At 71.6% G+C, this 21,141-nt stretch carries 14 protein-coding genes; 5 read left to right on the forward strand and 9 right to left on the reverse strand.

Going from position 1 to position 21,141, the window contains the following annotated elements:
* Positions 1-34: 34 nt before the first annotated feature.
* Together CP967_RS04470 and pcaDC are read right to left on the reverse strand one after the other, a co-directional pair.
* Positions 35-682: an MBL fold metallo-hydrolase gene (locus tag CP967_RS04470; protein ID WP_150486681.1), complete on the reverse strand. Its 648-nt coding sequence runs from the start codon at positions 680-682 to the stop codon at positions 35-37.
* Positions 683-694: 12 nt separating this feature from the next.
* Positions 695-1,999, reverse strand: a complete 1,305-nt coding sequence (pcaDC, locus tag CP967_RS04475) for a bifunctional 3-oxoadipate enol-lactonase/4-carboxymuconolactone decarboxylase PcaDC (protein ID WP_373300365.1) — start codon at positions 1,997-1,999, stop codon at positions 695-697.
* Between the two features lie 656 nt (positions 2,000-2,655).
* On the opposite strand from pcaDC, the gene CP967_RS04480 reads away from it, so the two are divergent.
* Positions 2,656-3,687: an AraC-like ligand-binding domain-containing protein gene (locus CP967_RS04480; protein WP_150486683.1), complete on the forward strand. Its 1,032-nt coding sequence runs from the start codon at positions 2,656-2,658 to the stop codon at positions 3,685-3,687.
* Positions 3,688-3,999: 312 nt separating this feature from the next.
* On the opposite strand, the gene CP967_RS04485 is transcribed toward CP967_RS04480, so the two are convergent.
* From CP967_RS04485 to CP967_RS04495, 3 genes are all read right to left on the reverse strand, one after another.
* Complete coding sequence (locus CP967_RS04485; protein WP_190175087.1) at positions 4,000-5,253, reverse strand: ABC transporter substrate-binding protein; 1,254 nt, start codon at positions 5,251-5,253, stop codon at positions 4,000-4,002.
* A gap of 245 nt (positions 5,254-5,498) precedes the next feature.
* Entirely contained in the window at positions 5,499-6,230 is a 732-nt protein-coding gene (locus CP967_RS04490) for an alpha/beta fold hydrolase (protein ID WP_190175086.1), read from the reverse strand.
* Positions 6,231-6,315: 85 nt separating this feature from the next.
* Positions 6,316-9,060 carry a helix-turn-helix transcriptional regulator gene (locus CP967_RS04495; RefSeq protein ID WP_150486684.1) on the reverse strand — a complete coding sequence of 915 codons (2,745 nt, stop codon included), beginning with the start codon at positions 9,058-9,060 and terminating at the stop codon, positions 6,316-6,318.
* A gap of 1,372 nt (positions 9,061-10,432) precedes the next feature.
* Here CP967_RS04495 and CP967_RS04500 point away from each other — a divergent pair.
* Positions 10,433-11,269 (forward strand): alpha/beta fold hydrolase, encoded by an 837-nt coding sequence (locus CP967_RS04500; RefSeq protein ID WP_150486685.1) that lies wholly within the window; start codon positions 10,433-10,435, stop codon positions 11,267-11,269.
* 415 nt (positions 11,270-11,684) lie between these two features.
* Here the strand turns inward: CP967_RS04500 and CP967_RS04505 are convergent, their stop codons facing one another.
* Entirely contained in the window at positions 11,685-12,869 is a 1,185-nt protein-coding gene (locus CP967_RS04505; RefSeq protein WP_229888376.1) for a low temperature requirement protein A, read from the reverse strand.
* A complete protein-coding gene (locus CP967_RS04510) occupies positions 12,866-13,534 on the reverse strand; it encodes an NAD-binding protein (RefSeq protein WP_167535326.1) in 669 nt (222 codons plus the stop codon). The genes CP967_RS04505 and CP967_RS04510 overlap by 4 nt, the downstream gene beginning before the upstream one ends.
* Positions 13,535-13,776: 242 nt before the next feature.
* Here CP967_RS04510 and CP967_RS04515 point away from each other — a divergent pair, with 242 nt between their 5' ends.
* The gene (locus tag CP967_RS04515; protein ID WP_150486687.1) at positions 13,777-14,355 is read left to right on the forward strand and encodes a Dps family protein; all 579 of its coding nucleotides are present in this window, start codon (positions 13,777-13,779) and stop codon (positions 14,353-14,355) included.
* Between the two features lie 83 nt (positions 14,356-14,438).
* Here CP967_RS04515 and CP967_RS04520 read toward each other — a convergent pair whose 3' ends face one another.
* Positions 14,439-17,225: a tetratricopeptide repeat protein gene (locus tag CP967_RS04520; protein ID WP_150486688.1), complete on the reverse strand. Its 2,787-nt coding sequence runs from the start codon at positions 17,223-17,225 to the stop codon at positions 14,439-14,441.
* A complete protein-coding gene (locus CP967_RS04525) occupies positions 17,222-17,707 on the reverse strand; it encodes a hypothetical protein (RefSeq protein WP_150486689.1) in 486 nt (161 codons plus the stop codon). The genes CP967_RS04520 and CP967_RS04525 overlap by 4 nt, the downstream gene beginning before the upstream one ends.
* Positions 17,708-18,488: 781 nt before the next feature.
* On the opposite strand from CP967_RS04525, the gene CP967_RS04530 reads away from it, so the two are divergent.
* Positions 18,489-20,366 (forward strand): amidohydrolase, encoded by a 1,878-nt coding sequence (locus tag CP967_RS04530; RefSeq protein WP_229888375.1) that lies wholly within the window; start codon positions 18,489-18,491, stop codon positions 20,364-20,366.
* Positions 20,367-20,460: 94 nt separating this feature from the next.
* Positions 20,461-21,123, forward strand: a complete 663-nt coding sequence (locus tag CP967_RS04535) for a hydrolase (protein WP_150486691.1) — start codon at positions 20,461-20,463, stop codon at positions 21,121-21,123.
* Positions 21,124-21,141: the final 18 nt, after the last annotated feature.

Genomic DNA, 21,141 nt, shown 5'->3' on the forward strand with positions numbered 1-21,141 from the left:
GGGCAAACCTAACCGTTCCCGCTGACAACCGGGGTCAGAGGCGGACGGAATCGCCCGGGGCCAGCCGGCCGTGGCCGGCCCCTCCGAGTGCGCCGATCTGGTTGTCGTAGATGGGGCGGGCGAGATCGGTGAGCAGTGCGTCGTGGACGTCGACCGCACGGCGCGGCTTCACCTCGCGCACGTAGTCGATGACCTCGGAGATCTTGTTCCAGGGCGCCATCACCGGCAGCAGCAGTGTGTCCACCGGGCGGTCGGGCACGGTCAGCGCGTCGCCCGGGTGGAAGACCGAACCGTCCACCAGGAAGCCGATGTTGGTGATCCGGGGGATGTCCGGGTGGATCACCGCGTGCAGTTCCCCGTGTACGTCCACCTCGAACCCGGCCGCGGAGAAGGTGTCGCCGTGGCCGACGGTGTGCACACGGCCCGGGAAGGCGGCGGACATCTGCTCGGCGACGCTGCGCAGCGTCCACAGCTGCGCGGCCGGGTTGGACTCCAGACCGGCGCGCAGCCGGGCCTCGTTGAAGTGGTCCGGGTGTTCGTGCGTCACCAGGATCGCGTCGGCGCCGACCGCGGCGTCGTCCTCGGTGAAGCCGCCCGGGTCGATGACGAGCACCTGCCCGTCCCGCTCCAGGCGTACGCACGAGTGGGTCTTCTTGACGAGGGTGAGAGGTGATGCGTTCATGCTTCCATCCTGCTACGGCCGCGGGGTGGTTTCTTCCTGGATCACCGATCGCGCGATGTCGAACGCGGCACCGGCCGCCGGGATACCGCAGTACACGGCGGTCTGCAGCAGTACTTCTTTGATCTCGGCAGGCGTGAGCCCGTTGCGCAGCGCGGCCCGGACGTGCCGGGCCAGGCTCTCCAGGTGCCCGGAGGCGATCACCGCGCCGAGGGTGACGCAGCTGCGGGTCCTGCGGTCGAGGCCGTCGCGGCTCCAGACCTCGCCCCACGCGTAGCGGGTGACGAGGTCCTGGAAGTCGTCGGTGAAGTCGTCGGAGGCGGCCGTCGCCGCGTCCACGTGGGCGTCGCCCAGCACCTCGCGGCGTACCTTCATCCCGTCGGCGTACCGGTCGTCGCGTCCGGCCGACGCGATCTCCGGCAGGACGGCCGCGGGCGCGATCTCCGCCACCGGGACCACGGGGGCGAACGGGGCGACGGGCCCGGTGGCGGCGGCCGGTGCCGGGATCGACGCCGAGGTGTCCTGCCAGGCGCCGGAGAAGTGCATGAGCAGGAGGTCCGTGACCGCGCCGGGCTGCTCAACCGGGGCGAGGTGGGACGCTCCGGGTACGAGCGCGAGCCGTGCGTCCGGGATGCCCGCGACGAGGGTGCGCGCCTCGGCCGGGCCTGTGACCTTGTCCTCCGCGCCGACCAGGACGAGGGTCGGGACACCGATCCGGGAGAGTCCGGCACGGATGTCGAAGGCGGCGAGCGCCTCGCAGAAGGAGATGTAGCAGCCGGGGTCGGTGGTACGGACCATCTGGACGGCCCACTCCACGATGGCCGGCTGCGCGGCGGCGAACCCGGGGGTGAACCAGCGTTCCGGTGCGGTGCGGGCGATCGGCTCCAGGCCGTTGGTGCGGACGACCACCCCGCGCTGCCGGAACTCGTCGGCCGTGCCGAAGCGGGGTGAGGAGGCGACCAGCGCGAGCGCGGCGACCCGGTTCGGGTGGCGCAGTGCGAGATCGGCGCCGACCGCGCCGCCGAGGGAGCAGCCCGCGTACCCGAAGCGCTGGACGCCGAGGCTGTCGAGGGTGGCGAGCAGGCGGTCGGCCAGGTCGGAGACCGATGCCGCGGGACGGGCGGGCGCCCCGCCGTGGCCCGGCAGGTCGTAGCGGAAGACCCTCCAGTGCTGGGACAGCTCGGGGGCCTGCCGGTCCCACATGTGCCATGTGGTGCCCAGCGAGGGGCCCAGGACCAGGACCGGGGCGTCTTCCGGCCCGTCAAAGCGGTATTGCAGGGTGTCGGCGTTCTTCTCACTCACCCGTTCACGCTCCCACATCTCGCATTCCCTTCGTGAACGGGGGCGGAGTCACTCACCGGACCTCCCCACGTGTCCGCCGCCGGCCGCAGGTCGTCCACATCCGGTTTCACGTTTCACGCACCGGTGCTTCGTCCGGCCGGTCCCTTCCGCCCGGCCCGGCGTACCGTATCCGGAGCCCTGGCCGCCCCGGCGGGTCCCGGTATCCAGCAGCGGTGGATCAGCGTGTGGCGCCAGGCGCGGTGCGGTGCGTCGCAGGGCGCGGGGGCGTTCGCATACGTATGGGGGCTCCCCCGGGCGAGGCCGTCGGGGAGATGCGGATACCCCGGCAGCGCCGCGAGGCGCCGTGACTGTCGCCGCCCGCCCGCCCGCCCGGGGATCGCGGGGCACCCCTTGGCCGGCACAGGGCCGTGCGGACGGTCAGGATCGTGAAGACGCCTCCCGGCAAACCCCTGGCGGGACACGTCAGGTCAGCCCGGGGCCGGCGACGCACCGCCCCCGGCCTGCGGTCGGCGCATCCCGGCTCGCCTCCGCTCCGGCCGATCTAGCGGGTTCACGCGATGTGCCGGCTCGGGGCCGGCTGGCACGGTGTTCTGGAAGAAACACCGGGTCTTCGGTGATCCGGAAGTCCGGTGACCGGATCCGGCCGCCTGCCGACAACCTTTTCAAGGGGCCCGATGTCCGTCGTCCTTTCCACCGCGGAGCTGTCCGCAGCCGACCGTGGCGAGCGCTGGCACGAAGCAGTGTCGCAAACATTTGTACCGCTCCATGTCAATCTTCTGGAAGAAGATCCCTCACCCGGAAGAATCGTCACCCATCACTTGGGCTCCACGCGGATATCGGACGTCCGGGCCGGCTCCCAGGAGGTGATGCGCAGCAAGCGCCTGATAGCCCGGGACGGCAAGGAGTACCTCATACTCACGCTTCAGCGCCGAGGGAGCGCCGTCAAGGAGCAGGACGGGAGGGAGTGCCTGATAGAGCCGGGAAGTTTCTCGATATCCGATTCTTCCCGCCCTTTCAGGAAGAAAATCGAAGGCGATTTCCGTTTCACCTCCTTTCATTTCCCTCGCAAGGAGCTTCGTGTGCGGGACGAGGACCTGCGTGCGCTGACCGCGAGAGCCTTCCCGGGACATGACGGAAGTGCCGCACTGGTGGCGGCCTATTTTGCGCAGATGGCCCGTGAAGGAGCAGGATTCGACGAAGTCATCGGCCGTCAGTTCGTCGCCACCGGGCTCGATCTGCTGGCGCTCTTCATCAACGAGCGGCGCGGCCGCTTCAGGCCTCAGGCCCCTGAAACCGCCGCGGCCATGGTGGTACGGGTGAAGGACCACATCGCGCAGAACCTCTCCGACCCCGACCTGTCACCCGCCACGATCGCCGCCGCTCACTTCATTTCGGTGCGTTACCTGCACAAGCTGTTCCAGCTGGAGGGGACCACCGTCGGCGAGTGGATCCGGGCGGAGCGGCTGGAGCGATGCCGTCGGGACCTTCTGCGGTCCCCGGCTCTGGGACTCGGGGTGGCGACCGTCGCCCGGCGCTGGGGGTTCGTGAGCCCGAGCCATTTCAGCCGTGTCTTCCGTGCCGCTTACGGCGTAGCGCCTCGCGACTGGCAGGCTCACGGCCTGTCCTGTGAGCGGCGCGAGGGGGATTCGGGCGGTGGAGTCGGAGTCGGCGGGAGTCAGCCCGCGAGGGGAGCTCAGGAGTTCTGAGGGCCTGCCGGAGAACAGCCTGCAGGCGGTCGGCGCGCCGGCCTGCGGCACGGGACCCGGAAACCCGCAAGTCGTCCTCCGGCGGGCCCTCGGTCGTCGAGAGGGTCACCGACGCCAAGGCCTGTGGTGTGCCGGTGAGCCGGCCGGCGGCGGCAGGGAAAGGCCGCACTGCGCCGCGTCGGCGACTCCCCTGTCGGGGTCGGGTATCCGTCTCCACGTCGTCCGGGCGCGACAGCCGTCCGGTGGGCCGGCAGGCCCTGAGGGCTGTCCCGTAATCCCTGGCGGGCGCCCGTCCGGGGATCGAGAGACCCGTCAGTCACCGGTCGCGATCTCTTGCGCGTGCCTGAGAGCTTCCTCCGGTGTCCGCTCCCCCGTCAGTGCGGACTGGATCGCGGTGTAGATCCCGGTCGCCGCCTTGGGCCACCTGACGCCGAGTTCGCCGGTACGCACGCGTGCTCCTTCCACGCTCTTGACGAAGACGGCCATCGCCGGGTCCTGTTCGGCGTACCGGGCTGCGACCGCGGTGCGGGACGGCACGGTGAAGTGCTGCTTCGCCAGGGTGAGCGTGTTGGGGGCGCTGTTCAGGCACGCGAGGACCTCAGCGGCCTTCTTCTGCCGGTCCTCGGAAGCGTTCCGCGGGACCGTCCACACCTCTCCGCCCAGGGGCGTGACCGGGGCCCGCCCCGCTCGGGGGACGGGAACGGGGGCCACCCCCCAGTTCATGTTCCTGTCGTCGTCCAGGGCGGCGATCCGCCAGGGACCGTTGATCATCATCGCCGTCCGGCCGGCGGCGAACTGATCGTGGACGTCGGCCTGTGTCCAGTTCAGCACCGACTTCGACATGGATCCGTTCTCCACCAGGTCGACCCACAGGTGGAGCGCTTGCGCGGCCTGCGGGGTGTCCAGCTGCTTCTCGTGCCCTCCGTTGGACCACAGGAAGGGCAGGAACTGCCAGCTGCTTTCGAAAGTGGCGCTCGCGTCGACCGCCATGCCGTAGCGCCCCTGCCGGGTCAGCCCGGCGGCCGCCTCCTTCAGTTCGTCCCAGGTCCTCGGCACGGCGACACCGGCCTCGGCGAGCATGTCCTTGTTGTAGAAGAGGGCGACCGTGCTGACGTAGGGGGCCAGCCCGTACACCTCTCCCTCGTACGTGCCCGCCGACAGGATGCCCTCGGCGAAGCCGTCGGTGTCGATGCCGTACCGGTCCAGCGGGGTCAGCGCACCGGTCCGGGCGATCTGCTGAAGGTCGGCGTTGTCCAGCATCAAAAGGTCCGGAAGGGTCCGCGACGACGCCTGCCGCAGGACCCTGGGGACGAGGGACGCCGGTGGAACGCTCGTGTGCTCGACCGTGACTCCGGCGGTCCTGCCGCACGCGGTGAGCACTTCGCTCCACTGGGTGTGCTCGGACCGCTGGGTGTAGTAATCGAGCACGGTGATGGAGGTGACCTCGCCGGTGGCGGAGCCGGTGCCGGCTCCGCCGACGCACCCGGTGGTGGTCAGGAGCAGCACCACGGCTCCGGCCAGACGGACGGCGATGCGCCGCATCGGCCGTCCCGCCGGTGAGATCATGCGCGTGCCTTTGCGGTGTGACGGTGTGTGAGCCGGGGACGGTGCCGCGAGGACCGCGGACTCGTAGGGCGGTCAGGACGGCCCGGACCGGCGGCTCCTGTTCGCATGCATCCTAAACACCCCGCCGGACCGTGCCGCGGGGCACACGGACGATCGGCTGCCGCGCGGGGTCTTCGGCAGCGGCTTCGGGCCCACATCCGCTGTGCGCCGTCCGGTGTCCCCGCTCAAGGCCGTCGCCGCCTCGGTCATCGTCCCTGTTCCACCGCTTCCCGGATCATCGCCGCCACGGCGTCGGGCTGCGACAGCACGACGGCGTGCGACCCCTCCAGCACGTGCTCGGTGGCCGCCATGCGTTGCGCCATGAAGCGCTGGGCGGTGGGGTTGAGGATCCGGTCCGCGTCCGCGATGGCGTACCAGGAGGGCACGGAGGCCCATGCGGGCGGACCCGACCGGCCGGTCAGTGCGTCGCAGGCGATCGGGCGTTGCGTCACGGACATCAGCTCCGTGGCTGCGGGCGGCAGATCAGCGGCGTAGACCTGCGGGAACAGCTCCTTGCGGATGTACAGCTCGCTGTCCGGGCCGCCGGGGGTCCGAGTCGGCAGAGCGGCGGTGTACGTCGCGTCGGCGACGGGCGCCGGGGCGAATCGGTTCATGACGTCCAGGACGCACTCGCCTGCGTCGAGGCCGAACGCCGCGACGTAGCACAGGGCCACGACGTTGTCGGCGTCGGTGGCGGCTTGGGTGATGACCGCGCCGCCGTAGTCGTGGCCGACCAGAACGACAGGCGTGTCGATGTCCCGCAGCACGCTCCTGACGGAGGCGGCGTCCTGCGTCAGACCGCGCAGCGGATTCGCCGGAGCCCGGACGGCCAGTCCGTCGGCCTGGAGCAGACCGATGACGCCCGCCCACGACGAGGCGTCCGTGAACGCACCGTGCACAAGCACGACGGTCGGGGGTGAGGAACTGGGTGTGCGCATGCCGGTGGCCTCCGCCTGTGTGGGATGCCCCAGTCGTACGCGTCCTGATCCGGCCCCGCATCGCGTGAACGTACCAATGTATTTCTCAGCTGTCGGGCAGGGCCATGACCACGTTGGCCAGCTGCACCCGGGAGTTGATCTCCAGTTTGCGGAAGACGGATGTCAGATGGGTGTTGACCGTGTGCGGGGAGACCACGAGCAGTTCTGCGGCCGACCGGTTGGTGTGGCCCTGAGCGATGAGGCGCGCGATCTTCTTCTCCGAGGCCGTGAGAGCGCCCCATCCCTGCACGGGGCGCTGGACGGGTGCTGCCCTGCCGCCGCCGGCACCCGCGCCCTTCAAAGCCTGACGGACACGTGCCGCGGCGGCGTGGGCGCCCGACTCGGCGTACGTGTCACGGGCGCGGGTCAGCGCGGCCACGGCCCGCTGCTTCCGGCCCGCCGACAGCAGTGCCCTTCCGAGGTCCGCGGACGCGGCCGCGCGGACCAGCGCGCGGGGGCCGGCGTCGAGCAGTTCCACGGAGCGTTCGAGCATGGCGAGATCGTTCTTCACGAGCCCGAGGGCTTGTGCCGCGATACCCGTGGCGGTCGGCACGGCGGGGTTGCGTCCGGCATGGGCTTCGGCCTGTGCGGCGAGGTCCTCGGCAAGCTCGTGGTCCCCGGCGCTCAAAGCCATGCGTACCGCGGCGTCGACCCAGTCGCGCAGGAGCCGCCAGCGCATGAAGTCCCCTACCTGCTGCACCTGCCGGACCTTGGCGGCGGAAAGGCCCGCGTCCCCGTCCGCCTCGGCGTGGACCGCTTCCAGAAAGAGCACCGCTGCGGTGTTGCCCGGGTTCGGCTTGGCCCCCAGCCTTTCCCGCGCCGCGTTCAGATGCTCCCGCGCTGCTTCCCGGTCACCGCGCAAGAGCGCGATCCGCGAGCGGATCACGCGTCCGTTCACCTGCTGGACGGGGACCCGCACCTCGTCCTCCAGGTGTTCCATGGTCAGGAAGCCGGCGTCGGCGTCGTCGAGCCGGCCCAGGCCGAGATCGTGCTGTCCCTGGGCCCACAGCATCATCGCCTGACGCGGCGCCCCCGCTTCCGTCGCCTTCAGGAGCAGTCGTCGCCCGGTCTCGAAGTCGTCCATGTGCAGGTGCGCGACGATCTCCTCGGGCAGGAAGGCGGAATCGACGGCGCTCAACGCGGCGAAACGTTCCAGTGCGAGCGCGTTCTCACCGGCGTTCTGCGCGATCTCACCGAGCGCGGACAGGGCCAGGACACGCGCCTCCCGGTCACCGGTCGCGGCGGCGTCACGCAGTGCGGTCTCGCCGGCCTCGCGCGCTGCGGCCAGGTCGTACTCACGGGACAGAGCGAGGGTGCGCAGGGCGGCCAGCCTCGCCGCGATCTCCGGGAGGGCGCCGCCCAGGGCGAGGGCGGCTTCGGTCCGGCGGCGCAGTTCGCCGGCGAGGTCCATGCTCCACAGAGTCCCGCCGAGGGCGGCCTGCAACCGGCTGAACACCTCCAGCGGGGGCCGGGCGGCCAGTAGCTCGTCGCCCGTGGACAGGGCGTCCCGGCTCCTGCCGGCCCGGGTCAGGACGAGTATCGCCCGCTCACCCACCGCGAACCTCAGTGGCCGTACCGACGGCACCAGGGCCAGGGCACGGGTCATGAGGTCGGCCGCGAGCTCGGGGGTGACCGCCAGTACGTCATCAGCCGCGCGCTGCAGCAGCGCCACGGCCTCCTCGTCTCCGGGCAGAGCACCCCGTAGAACGTGGGGCACCGCGTCGATCGGCCGGTGCCCCGAGGCGACCAGGACACGTGCGGCTTCCCGGTGCAGTGCTCTGCGGGCCGACGGCAGGATGTCGGCGTAGACCGCCTGGCGCAGGAGATCGTGCCTGAAGACCAGGTGCTCACCGTCGTCGTCGAGGAGCCCCGCGCGCACGGCTTCCTCAAGCGCTGGGATGAGCACGGCGGGCGCCCGGCCGCAGAGTGCGGCGGCGTCCTGCAAGCCGAAGGCGCGTCCCAGGACCGCGCCCATCCGGAGGAAGCGCAGTGTGCCGGGATTCATGGACCTGAGTCTGCTGCGGACGCCCACCACGAGTCCCGGGGGCACGGAGTCGTCCGTCGCCTCGGCGGTGCGCAGGCCCGCGAGCATCTCGACGGCCAGGAACGGGTTCCCGCCCGCTCCGTCGAGCAGTTCACGGACCCGCTCGTCGACCGCTGCCCCGAGTGCGTCGTCGGCCAGTTGGGCGATGGCCTCGCCGGTCAGGGGGCCCAAGGGCACAGTGGCCGTCGTGAAGATTCCGGCCGCGGCCGCGACGATCTCCTCCGCCGGGCCCGCGGGCTCCCGCCGCCCGGCCAGTACCCACAGCACCGGCGAGGTCCGCAGACGCGCCGGAAGCTGCTGCAGGGCGAACCGGCTCAGCGGGTCGGCCCATTGCACGTCGTCCAGACCGATCAGTACGGGTACGTCGCCCGCTCTGGCCTCGATCACTTCGGCGAGGCGTTCCACCAGCCAGATCCGCTGGTCGTGGTTGCGGGCGAGGTCGGCGAAGACATCACCGGACAGCAGCGGCTGTTCACCTTGCAGGAGGCAGGCCGCCAACGACGACAGCGGCACGATGTGATGCAGTTCATCGGCCTTGCCGGCGCTGACGGAGAACCCTGCGGCCCTGGCCTGGGAGAGGACTTCGGCCAGCAGCGTGGTCTTGCCGATACCGGGTTCGCCCTGGATGAGCGCCATCCCGCCGCTTCCGGTGCGGGCCACGGAGTTGATCAGTGCCTGGAGCTCTGCGAGCTCGGCCTCCCGTCCGCGCAGACCGCTACGGGACAGTGGACTGCCCGCTCCTGCCATCCTCGAACCCACTCTGTGCGCACCCGCCTGCCGAAGCCGGCCTTCCACCACGCCGACGGGCGGCCTCGTCCTTCCGCAGGCCACGGCTTCCGGCCGCCCGGCCCCGGGTGACCGCAGCCCCGTCCGAGGCATTGGCCGGCTCCGCGGGCGCGGCGAGAGATCGCGTCCTGCGGCGACCTGCGCCCCCACCGGCCGGGAACCGGACCGCCTCGGTCACAAGGGCCGCAGGCGCCTTTGGCCGGTCGCGTGCCGAGACCGACGGCCACCGCACGAATCGCCCGGGCCGGCACCGCGTCCGGCCAGGCACACGGGACGCCTCACGCTGTCGCCACGATGACCGCAGAGCGACCGCAGGCACGCGCTGTCCCGGTGGACACTTGTCTCTCCGTGCACTCTAACTGTTCCCGGTGCGCACCCGGACGGCTGTACCACCGCGGTTTCTCCGCCGGCGTCCGGGCAGCGTGGGAGGCGAGGGGGCCCGGCTGGTACACGGTGTCCCGGCCGAGGACCGGCACGGCCCGTACCGCCGTGCCGACGGGCCCGCGCCCGGGGCGACCGGTACGACGCCGTGTCCGCCGGCCCGGCGAGCGCGGGAGCCGGGGCAGCGCACAGGAGCACAGCGAGGACAACGAGGTTCGGCGTACCAGGGGTTGGCGTGCGCCGTCCCGGACGCGGCGGTCAGGAGTGCGATCGGCCGGTCCGGTACGGGAAGGGCCGTCGCGGTGGCGGCTGACGCGATGCCCGGGAACCGGGACGCGGACATGTGCGGTTCGGAATGCCGGCCGTCCTCATCGGAGCGCCGGCGGCGCCGGAGGGAGGGCCGTCCATTTCGAAGTGGCGGAAGACACAGGGGTCGTCGTGGCCGGTCCCTCCGCGCACGGCACGGGGACGGTCGAAGACCCGTGGAGCCTCGTCGGGAAGCAGGGCCCGGAGGGCGGCCGCGGTGGCCGGCGGCCGCTCCGGCCACGACGGCCACGACGGCCACGACGGCAGCAACGGCCCGATCAGCGCCCGCGAGTCGTCGTCCGCGGTCCATGACCGGGCACCCGCAGCGGCACGGACGGCCAGACCGGCACACCGGTCGCGCCCGCTCGGGGCACCTCAACGAGATCGCGCCACGAACTCGTGGGAGCCTCGCGCAGCAGTACGTCAAAGAGCACCCTCCTCCCCGCACTGTCAGGCAAGAAGCGGTGCGCTAGAGAACAACACGGGACGGGACGCCCTGGCTAGCGTGATGCCGTCCCGTGCCGCGCATGCCGCAAACGTCCGGGCGTCGGCCGCCGAAGAGCCGGTCCCATCCGCACGGCGCCCCGCCTCATCGAGTCGGAGCACGTCTCCGCGCGCACCAGTCACACCGAACGAAGGAAAGACCTTGCCTCACATCACCGTAGGTCGGGAGAACTCCACCAGCATCGACCTCTACTACGAGGACCATGGCACCGGACAGCCGGTCGTCCTGATCCACGGCTTCCCACTCGACGGGCACTCCTGGGAACGGCAGAGCGCCGCGCTGCTGGACGCGGGCTACCGCGTGATCACGTACGACCGCCGCGGCTTCGGGCAGTCCAGCCAGCCGACGACCGGGTACGACTACGACACCTTCGCGGCCGACCTGAACACCGTGCTGGAGACGCTCGACGTGCGGGACGCCGTCCTGGTCGGGTTCTCCATGGGCACCGGGGAGGTCGCCCGGTATGTGTCCGCCTACGGTTCCGCGCGGATCTCCAAGGTCGCCTTCCTCGCCTCGCTGGAGCCCTGCCTGCTCAAGACCGACGACAACCCTGACGGAGCCGCTCCGAAGGAGTTCTTCGACGGCGTCGTCGCGGCCGTCAAGGCGGACCGCTACGCGTACTACACGGACTTCTACAAGGACTTCTACAACCTTGACGAGAACCTCGGCTCGCGCATCAGCGAGGAGGCCGTGCGCAACAGCTGGAACGTCGCGGCGAGCGGCGGCTTCTTCGCCGCCGCCGCCGCACCGTCCACCTGGTACACCGACTTCCGGGCCGACATCCCGGCCATCGACGTGCCGGCCCTGATCCTGCACGGTACGGGCGACCGGATTCTGCCGGTCGAGGCGACAGGACGGCCGTTCCACAAGGCACTGCCGTCCGCCGACTACGTGGAGATCGAGGGCGCCCCGCACGGGCTGCTGTGGACCCACGCGGAGAAGGTCAACAGCGCGCTCCTCGCCTTCCTGAGGAAGTGAGCCCGCCGCAGGCCCGCCCGGCGGTCCTGCGGATCGGGAGCGCCGTCGTGGTCACTGGAGACAGGGACCCCGGCGGCGCTCCCGCGCGTTCGGGTGAACGCACGGCCCCCGCCCCGCGGTGCGCCGCACCCGCCTTCCGTACGTGATGAGGCCGGAGCCGGTGCACAGACGCGCGACGGCAGGCGGCTTCACCGCTCCGGCGTGGCCGGAGAGGGCCAGGCACCATCGCGGAGCCGGAGCATCACGCACTGCCGGGCGCGCTTGCGGGCTCGGTCTCCGGGTGCCGCGTCCATCGTCGACGGCACCGTCCGTGACGCGGTGCGCGCGACCACCTGACGGGGTCCCCGTCGGTATCGCGCAGCCGCGCGGACCTCCCCCTCCGGGATGGCCCGCGCGGCTTTCGCACAGGGGGAGTTCATCGCCGCTGCCGCACGGTGACCACCGTGACCAGCCCTCCCAGGAACACGCCGGCGACGAGTGCGGGCGCCGGCGACCATGCCGCCAGCAGTACGCCGGCCGCGGTGACGGCGAACGGGACGCGGTCGGCCACCCGGCGCTGGTGCGGCCACAGGTGTACGGCCCAGACCGTGATCAGGAAGAAGGCGGCCGGGACGGTGACCGCCATTCCGGCGCCTACCGACGGTGCGCCGGGATGGCGGGTGACGTGATCGGCGTAAGCGGCCAGGCCCGCCCCCTCCGCGGTGGCCGAAGCGAAGATCAGGTAATGACCGTAAGCCCAGGTGAACCGCCTGCGGTGAGCCTGATGCGTCGTCGCGAGCAACACGTACGCGGGCTTGGTGAAGTACAGCCACCACATGGCGTAGGCCATGAGCAGACCGCCGGCGGCCAGCGTGTACAGCGCACCGGTGCCCTGGTTCCGTTCGAACGCCCCCCGTACCGCGACGGTGGCAGCCGCGACGGACTCGCCGAGCACGATGAGGGTGAACAGCTCGTAGCGTTCGGCGATGTGGTGCGGATGCCACGGGGTCATTCCCGCGGACTGCGCCCAGACGGGGACCAGGACCTCCGCGAGGACCATCACGGCGACTCCGGGCAGCCGGGCCCCGGCGGGAAGGAACAGCAGTGCGACCCAGCCGAGTTGGCAGGCCGTGATTCCGGCGGCGAAGCGGAGGGTGGCTTTCCGCCGGGCAGGGTCGGAGAACGCGGCCCGCAGCCACAGCGAGGCCAGCGCCGTACGCAGCACCACGTATCCGAGGGTGATGACGAGCAGGTCCCCTTCCTCGAAGGCGCGGCTGACGCCGGCGGCGAGGATGAGGGAGCCCGTGATCTGTACCAGTACCGTCAGCCGGTAGGGGGTGTCGTCGGGGTCGTAGGCGGAGGCGAACCAGGTGAAGTTCATCCAGGCCCACCAGATGGTGAAGAAGACCAGCGCGAAGCGCAGGGCACCGGCCAGGTGGTGCCCGTGCGCCAGCGCCTCGTGGAGGCCCTCCGACGCCTGCGCCACCGCGACGACGAAGCACAGGTCGAAGAAGAGTTCCAGTGGGGTGGCGGAGCGATGCGGCTCTCCGGGGTCGCGGCCTGCCATGGTGCGCCGCAGCCGAGCGGCGGGAACGGTCCGGGGCACCTTCGTGAGGCTCAACGGAGACCTCCCAAAGCCGCCCCGGCCGCCCGGTGGAGGGCGGGAGGGGCGCAGATCACGTGCCGGAGACGGACGGCGGGCTCCTCGGCGTGAACGGCGGCGTTCAGCCCGTACGGCACCTCACCGTCTGCGGGCCCGGCCGGTGCCGCCCCGGCCGGCACGCCGCGGTCGGTGTCCTCGGCCGGCTCGATGGACCCCTCACCGCCGGGCCCATGGAGCCGGCCGCGTGTGGAGGAGGCCGGGGGCAGCACACGGGTGGCTCCCCGCGGTCCCCGCCCCCTCGTCTGTCGCCCGGTGAACCCCACGGCTGCGATCCCGGGATCCGTGAAGGCGGCCCGGAGCAGCGCCCGGTGGCCGGGAGCGGACCGTCCGAGGACGCCCCGGACGGCGGTCTTCGCCCGGTACGCCGGCACGCGGGTGGGGGTGCCCCGCCCGGTGATGCAGCCGACAGCCCACAGCCCCTCCACGACCGGTTCCCCTGCTACCGGCTCCCCTGCTTCCGGCTCCTCCCGCGACAGCAGCCGGTCCTGCTCCTCGATCACCGTGACGGCGCATCGGAACCGGGCCCGCGCCTGGGCCGTCTCCACACCGGCGGCACCTCCCCCGGGGGCGTGTCGCGAAGACCCCGTCTTCCCGGCGACCACCACATCCACCTGCTCGTCCATGCTCACCGCCCTTCCTCGTTCCGCCCGTCCCCGGGCGTAGTCGTCCGGCGAGGTTAGAGAGCCCTGGGGGAAGGGATGAGTCCTCCGGTGCACGGAGACCGGCCCGAGAGCGAACACCCGCGGCGGGCGGCGGGCGCCGTGCACCGGCGGACTCCACCGCATGCGCTGCCGGGCAAGGCGATCCTGTCGCGCCGCCTAGCGTCATTCGGGTACACACAGCACGGCACCGCAGGAGGCGGACCATGACCACCAACTCCCATAACGTGAGCGGCAGCCAGCCATGGCTGCATCAGAAGGGCGAGGTGATCCAGGACTTCGGGACCGTCAAGCAGTTCCCGCTCGGCCTGTCGTACGAAGCCCGCATGTACTCCTGCCAGCGTCTGAACAAGGTCCTGGCGGACACGCAGATCCTCTACGGCCTCTACAAGAAGCACCACTGGCTGATGCGCGGCGCAACCTTCTACCAGCTGCACCTCGTGCTGGACAAGCACGCCGGCGAACAGCTGGAACTCGTGGACACCATCGCCGAACGCGTTCAGTCCCTGGGCGGCGTCGCGGTGGGGGATCCCCGGCACGTCGCGGAGATCACTTCCATTCCGCGGCCCCCGGACGGTGTGGAGCAGGTGCCGGCGATGCTGTCACGGCTGCTGGAGGCTCACGAAACCATCCTGGTCGAGGCCCACGACGCCGCCGCACGCACCGTCGAGCTGGGCGACGACGGCACCAATGACCTGCTGGTCTCGCAGGTGGTGAGGACGGGCGAACTTCAGGCATGGTTCCTGGCCGAGCATCTGGTCGACACGCCCCTCGTCCGCTCCTGAACCGGTGGGGACGCCCGCCCCGCTGCCCTGGCGAGCCCACGGCGCAGCGGTGGCGGGCGTCTTCGTGTCGGGGCACCCCCGCTTCACATGCTCGCGTCCTCTTCGGCAGGCGGTCCGGGGGCGGCACGGCGGAGGTCATCGGCCGCGGCCCGGTATCCCTCCGCGGTGAGGCGCTCGGCGAGGCGGATCCGGGCCTCGTGGTACCCCTTGGAGAACTGCGCGGGCATGGTGCCGTGCCGTTCAATGACCGCTCCGGCCTCGGCGAGCAGGACGACGGCTTCCTCCAGCATGGAGCCGCCCGCATCGGTCCGCAGGTTGACGGCGAGGAGCAGCACGACGGCGAGCCTCGCCTCGAATCCCGGGTCGGACCCGGCCATGCGGCGGCGTATGGCCACGGCCTCGTCGGTCACGGCGATGGCGTCGTCATGGCGGCCGACGGCCAGGAGCACGATGCTGAGCGAGGCCAGTGCCTCGGCCAGTACGTTCGCGTGGACTTGCGGTTGGCGTCCGGCCAAGCGCCGCAGTATGGATACGGACTCGTGGGCGGCGGAGAGCGCCTCGGATCCCTGCCCCGCGTAGAGCAGGTGCACGGCGCTCCCGGCCAGGACGTTCGCCAACTCGCTCTCGTACGAGACGGGATGGACCGCGGCGAGCCGGCGGAGGAGAGCCACCGCTTCCTGCGCCACGGAGATCCCGGGTTCGCCTGTGCGCCACAGTGCCTTGGCGAGGTTGGACAGGGCTTCCGCCAGGGCCTCGGTGTGCGCTGCCGCGTTCGTTCGCGAGAGCCGCCGCAGGATCGTGATGCCTTCCTGGAGCGCCGCCACGGACTCCCCGGGGGTGGCGGTGAATCCGAGGCACAGGCCGAGCGCCACCAGAGACGCGGACAGGTCCGGCTCATGGGTCTCGGGGTCTCCGGCGGCCAACTCCCGGAACAGGGCCACGCACTCCTGTGTCGTGACGGTCGCGTCGGCCCACCGGTCGGCCTGGCACAGATCTCGCCCGCGGTTCAGCAGCGCGCTCGCGAGATCGGACCGGTACCGCTCGTCCCGTCCGGCGAGTCCGCGCAGGATTCCGATGGATTCCTCGGTGGCCGCCAGTGCGTCGGCACGGCGTCCGACCGCGGAGAGTCGCGTGCCGTAGGCCGTCAGCGCGGTCGCGAGGTTGCGTTCGACCAGTTCCGCCTCGGCGGGGTACCGCAGTTCGACGCGGTCCAGCGCTCGGTAGTCCCGCACATTCTCCTCGGCCGCCGCCAGTGATTCCTCCAGTAGCCCCGCGCGGTAGAGGCGGACGCCGTGCTCGTGCCGGACGACGCCCGGGTCGTCGAGGTGTCCGGCCCGTGAGAGGCGGTGCGGCAGTAGCCGGGTGCTGACGGCCGCGATGCCCGGGTCGAGGTTCGGGTGGGGCTGCTTGAACGGCGGGAAGTGGGCCGCAACAGCTTCGAGGAGCTCGGGTGCGATGTCGTCGAGCCGGGCCAGCGTGGTCAGGGCGGCGCTGCCGGCGGCGACCGCGACCTGGGGGGCGGCCGCGAGGAGCGGGTACAGGTGCCGTGGTCCGACGTGCGGCCAGCGCTGGGCGGCCGATGCCAGGAAGGTGACGGCGCGGGGGGCCCACAGGGGTGTACCGGGGCCGGTGGTGCCGGTGAGCAGGGCGGCGACGGTCGCTCGGGCCCATGGCTGGGCCGGGTACTCGGCGTGGTGCCCGGGGAGGGTGAGCGCCAGGAAGTCCTCGCTGAGGCGGTCCGGGTACAGCGGTTCCAGGACGGTCTCCTGGGCCGGGTCCGCCGGTGGGTAGCAGACGGCGTGGTCGGCGAGCACGCGGTGCGCCGGGAGCTTCAGGTCCAGCCCGGCGACGACGTCCGACCCCGGAGCGGGCGCCATCGGCCCCGTGAGCGCGGCGGTGAACACGGTCCGGTTCATCGCGTCGGGCGGGGTGGTGAAGGTCCGCGCGGTCGGGTCGATCTCGTGGCCGCCCTCTCCGTGCAGCCGTGCCCAGTGCAGGTGTTCACGGTCCAGGAGGTAGCAGGTCAGCCCGGCGAGGTCGGGCGGCGGGCGGCGGCCCGTGACGTGTGCGTCGACGGCGACCAGGGCCGCGAGGTGTACCGAAAGGGTCAGCCCGAAGTCGTCCCCGGCGAGGGCGGCGGGTGTTTTGGCACGGAGGGACGGGACGCCGTACCGGGCGGCGAAGCTGCCATGGGCGACAGCGAACATCTCCGTCCGCGGCGACCCGTCGCCCTCCCTCTCCTGCGTCCCGTCGGACAGCGGAGGCAGGAACTGCGTGGACGTTCCGGCCTGGAGGTTGGCAACGGAGGCGCGGACGGCGGGCCAGCTGTCGTCGCCCCGGGCCAGCAGCAGGATGCGCGCGGGCACCTCGGGCCGGTGCAGCAGGGCGTTGCTGAACAGCCACAGCAGGTGCGACAGCGGCCAGCGGTCGGCGTAGTCGACGACCAGCAGGGTGCCGTCCGCAGCGGCGCCGAGATCCTGGCTGCCGGGCGGCGGAATTACGCTCCCGGGGCCGTGGGTGGCGGTGACCACTTGCCAGCCGTCGTCCGCCGACTCACACGCGAAGTGGTCGGCGAGCCGGGTTTTCCCCTGCCCGCCCGGTGCGTGCAGCCACCGCACGGCGAGCTGCGGCCCCTCGTCCCGCCAGTGCCGCAGTGCCGCCAGCTCCGCCGTGCGGCCGGTGAACTCCACAACGGCGAAGCGGGCGTTGAGCATGCGGCTCGGCACCTCGCGCAGGAACGAGTCGTCGGCGGCGGGCGGCGGGCGCCACCGCTGGAGCAGGTACACCGGTATGCCGTCACCGAAGACGTGGATGTCCGCGCCGACAACGCCATAGGCGAAGCCGTTCTCGGCGCGGACGGACTGGGTCACGGCGTGTCTTCCCCGGCGCCGGCTGAGCCGGCCGGTGGCGGGGGGTGCGGCGAGGCACGATGGTGGACGTGCACGCTGCTGCCCGGCCCGAGCGCGCCGTACGCCGACCCGCCGCCGGTGGCGTGCACGCTCTGCTGCCAGACGTTCTGAGCCGTCGGCAACAGAGCACCGACCTCGTCGATCAGCGCGGTCACTTCGCCGGAGAGCTCCGGGGCGCGGCGCAGCAGATCCTCCAGGTTCTCCTGCCAGCGCTGCACCTGCCTGTTCCGGGCGGCCTCCACCTCGGCCGCGTCCCGCACCCGGGCCGCGCTCGCCTCCAACTCGGCCCGCACGGAGCCGTCCTCACCCTCCGTCATATCCTCGCCACGCCGCCTGAAGAGCGCCACGGTCCGGTCGCGGGCCACCTCCCACGCGGAGGTGGCCATGGCGGAAACGACGGTGGTGGCGCCGGCCATGGCCAGTAACGTCAGCGGGTCCGACATGGGCATCCCCTTTCAGAGTCCCGCGCCTCTGGTGACGGAGGCCATCCAGGCGGATGCGGGAAGTGCCGATACGAGCCGTCCGGTTTTCCGAGTCCCGGACGGAGACTACGTCGGGACGGCCGGCAGCGGCTTCGGAACAGTCAACTCCGCCCATCGCATCCGGCTCACCGCTCCACCGGCACACGCCCCGCCGGAGCACCGCCGTTCGCGGCCGGCGGGTGACAGCGTTCCTGCCGGACCGCCTCATCCGCCTCGGCTCCCGCTCGACCGCACCCGCGTGGGCCGTCTCGCCCGCTCGACCGCACCCCGCGTCGGCCACCTTGCCCGCCTCGGCCTCTCCCCCGCCGCGTGCCCGGACGAGCCGGCAGGACCGGTACCGGCCGCAGACGCGTCGTCGTCCGGAACCCAGCCGTTCGGGAGGCGCTCCTCCCGTTGAAGAACCGGGAGTTCCTGCGGACGCGCCGGTGCTGTGGCGGTGTCCGCCCGGTCCGCGTTCCGGACGGAACGCCGGTGTTGCCGGGGCCGCTCGCCCCGGCGGTGTGGGGTCGCTCACCCCGGTGCTGCCGGGGCCGCTCGCCCCGGAGGTGTTCCGTGCGCTGTCAGGCACATCGCAGTGCGCTCACCGGAAATCGGATCGGGGCCGACCGGCATAGCGTGGCCGGCGAAGCAGCCGCGGCACGTAGTACGTGCACCTCGCCGGTGTCCGCACCCGGCTTTCGCGCGGTCTTGACCCGAATCCCACGCTGTACGCCCCGCAGGAGGTTGTCCGAAGGTGTCCACGATGCCGGTAGGTGGGCTGGTTCCCCGCGCCACCGACGATGCGGCGGACCTCGTCGTCCGCAATGCCAAGATCCATACCGGTGACCCCCGTCTGCCGCAGGCCGAGGCGATCGCCATCCGCGACGGCGTCATCACCGTCGTCGGCGGTGACAAGGACGTGGCCGGACAGGTCGGTCCCGCCACGAGGGTGGTCGACGCGCTCGGCCGCAGGATGATCCCCGGTCTCAACGACGCTCATCTGCACGTGATCCGCGGCGGCCTCAACTACGTGCTGGAACTCCGCTGGGACGGTGTCCGCACCCTGCGCCAGGGCCTGGCGATGCTGCGGGAGCAGGCGGCCCGCACCCCGGAGGGCCAGTGGGTCAGGGTGGTCGGTGGCTGGTCGGCCGAGCAGTTCGCCGAACGGCGGCTGCCCACGGTCGCAGAACTCAACGCCGCTGCCCCGGACACCCCGGTCTTCGTCCTGCACCTGTACCAGTCCGCGATCCTCAACCGTGCGGCGCTCAAGGCCGCGGGCTACGGCAGGGACACCCCCGATCCACGGGGCGGGCAGATCATGCGGGGGCGTGACGGCGAACCCACGGGCATGCTGCTGGCGGCTCCGAGCGCCCTGATCCTCTACTCGACCCTGGCCAAGGCGCCGGTGCTGGACGAGGAACACCGCAAGACGTCCACCCGGCACTTCCTGCGGGAGCTGAACCGGTTCGGGCTCACGTCAGCGATCGACGCGGCGGGCGGGTTCCAGAACTTCCCCGACAACTACGAGACGGTTACGGAACTGGCCAGGGAGGGGCAGCTCTCCCTGCGCATCGCCTACCACCTGTTCCCCCAGACCGCCGGCCAGGAGATCGACGACCTCACCCGCTGGATCGGCATGGTCCGGCCCGAGGACGGAGACGAATGGCTCCGCCTCAACGGCGCCGGCGAGAACCTCACCTGGGCGGCGGCGGACTTCGAGAACTTCGCCGAGCCGCGCCCCGAACACACCCCCGACTACGAGGTGGAGTTCGAGAAGGCCGTACGCCTCCTCATGGAGAACGGCTGGGGCTTCCGCCTGCACGCCACCTACGACGAGACCATCCGCCGTGACCTGGCCGTGTTCGAGAAGCTCGCCGCTGAAGGTCTCTTCCCCGGCGGGAACCGGTGGCTGTTCGACCACGCGGAGACCGTGTCGGCCGACAGCCTCGACCGCATCGTCTCCCTCGGCGGAGCCATGTCGGTACAGAACCGGCTGTCCTTCCAGGGCGAGGCGTTCGTCCGCCGCTACGGAATCGGAGCCGCCGCGGACGCACCGCCGGTCCGGGCGATGCTGGACCGTGGCCTGACCGTGGGCGCCGGCACCGACGCCACCCGTGTCTCCTCGTACAACCCCTGGATCGCACTGCACTGGCTGGTCACCGGCCGTACGGTCGGCGACCTGACCATCCACCCGCCGCACAACAGGGTCGACCGGGAGACGGCACTGGGGATGTTCACCACGGCCGGTGCCGCGCTCACCGGCGAGCAGGACCTCAAGGGCGTCCTGCGCCCGGGCTTCCTCGGAGACCTCACCGTGCTGTCGGAGGACTACTTCACGGTTCCCGACCCGGAGATCGCGCACATCGAGGCCCTGCTGACGGTCGTCGGCGGCCGCATCGTCTACGCCGCAGGCGCATACGAGGGCATCGACGAGCTGCTGCCTGCGGTGACACCGGAGTGGAGCCCGGTGGCGCACTTCGGCGGCTACCAGGCGACACCGGCCCGGGGCAGGTCGGGAGTCCGCCAGGCCGAGCTCCTCGGCGAGGCCGCCGCCGAGTCGGAACTGCACCGCCGGTGGCGCGCCCGCCGCGGTCCCGTCCCCGAGACCGGCGGCCCGGTCCTCGACCCCTGCTTCTTCTGAGCCGGGCCTACGCGACCGCCTGGCCCCAAGATCTTCTTTCCCTGGTCGCAGACGACCGTCCGCGACCGCCACCCTTCGAAGGAAAGGCATTCCCATGGTCAACACGGCCGAGGTCACCGCTGCTCCCAGCCCTGACCTGCTGACGCCCGACAACTGCGCGGTGCTGTTCGTCGACCACCAGCCGCAGATGTTCTTCGGCACCGGCAGCGGCGACCGCACCGCGATCATCAACGCCACGGTGGGTCTGGCGAAGGCCGCCAAGGTCTTCGACGTCCCCACCGTCCTGAGCACCGTGGCCGCCGAGTCCTTCTCCGGCCCGCTCATGCCGCAGCTCGCGGACGTCTTCCCCGGTCAGGAGATCATCGACCGCAGCACGATGAACGCCTGGGAGGACGGGGCCTTCGTCGAGGCCGTCAAGGCCACCGGCCGCAGGAAGCTGGTCATCGCCGGCCTGTGGACCGAGGTCTGCGTCGTGCTGCCCGCCCTGTCCGCGCTCGCCCAGGGCTACGAGGTCTATGTCGTCACCGACGCCTCCGGCGGCGTCAGCCCCCAGGCTCACGAGCACGCCGTCCAGCGGATGGTCCAGGCCGGCGTGGTGCCGGTGACCTGGGTGCAGGTGCTCCTCGAACTGCAGCGTGACTGGGCTCGTACGGAGACGTACATGCCGGTCATGGACGTCGTGAAGGAGCACGGCGGCACCTACGGGCTCGGGGTCGTCTACGCCCAGGCCGTCATCGGCGAGCACGCCGCCGGCTGACGCGCTCCACACGATCGA

The sequence above is a fragment of the Streptomyces nitrosporeus genome, assembly GCF_008704555.1.
GTDB classification, from domain to species: Bacteria; Actinomycetota; Actinomycetes; order Streptomycetales; family Streptomycetaceae; genus Streptomyces; species Streptomyces nitrosporeus.

What these genes read in the sequence shown, in the direction of transcription:
- CP967_RS04485 (WP_190175087.1), bottom strand. Translation starts at nt 5,253, where the DNA reads ATGATCTCACCGGCGGGACGGCCGATGCGGCGCATCGCCGTCCGTCTG.
- CP967_RS04490 (WP_190175086.1), bottom strand. Translation starts at nt 6,230, where the DNA reads ATGCGCACACCCAGTTCCTCACCCCCGACCGTCGTGCTTGTGCACGGT.
- CP967_RS04525 (WP_150486689.1), bottom strand. Translation starts at nt 17,707, where the DNA reads ATGTCGGACCCGCTGACGTTACTGGCCATGGCCGGCGCCACCACCGTC.
- CP967_RS04535 (WP_150486691.1), top strand. Translation starts at nt 20,461, where the DNA reads ATGGTCAACACGGCCGAGGTCACCGCTGCTCCCAGCCCTGACCTGCTG.
- CP967_RS04530 (WP_229888375.1), top strand. Translation starts at nt 18,489, where the DNA reads ATGCCGGTAGGTGGGCTGGTTCCCCGCGCCACCGACGATGCGGCGGAC.
- CP967_RS04510 (WP_167535326.1), bottom strand. Translation starts at nt 13,534, where the DNA reads ATGGACGAGCAGGTGGATGTGGTGGTCGCCGGGAAGACGGGGTCTTCG.
- CP967_RS04470 (WP_150486681.1), bottom strand. Translation starts at nt 682, where the DNA reads ATGAACGCATCACCTCTCACCCTCGTCAAGAAGACCCACTCGTGCGTA.
- CP967_RS04515 (WP_150486687.1), top strand. Translation starts at nt 13,777, where the DNA reads ATGACCACCAACTCCCATAACGTGAGCGGCAGCCAGCCATGGCTGCAT.
- pcaDC (WP_373300365.1), bottom strand. Translation starts at nt 1,999, where the DNA reads ATGTGGGAGCGTGAACGGGTGAGTGAGAAGAACGCCGACACCCTGCAA.
- CP967_RS04480 (WP_150486683.1), top strand. Translation starts at nt 2,656, where the DNA reads ATGTCCGTCGTCCTTTCCACCGCGGAGCTGTCCGCAGCCGACCGTGGC.
- CP967_RS04495 (WP_150486684.1), bottom strand. Translation starts at nt 9,060, where the DNA reads ATGGCAGGAGCGGGCAGTCCACTGTCCCGTAGCGGTCTGCGCGGACGG.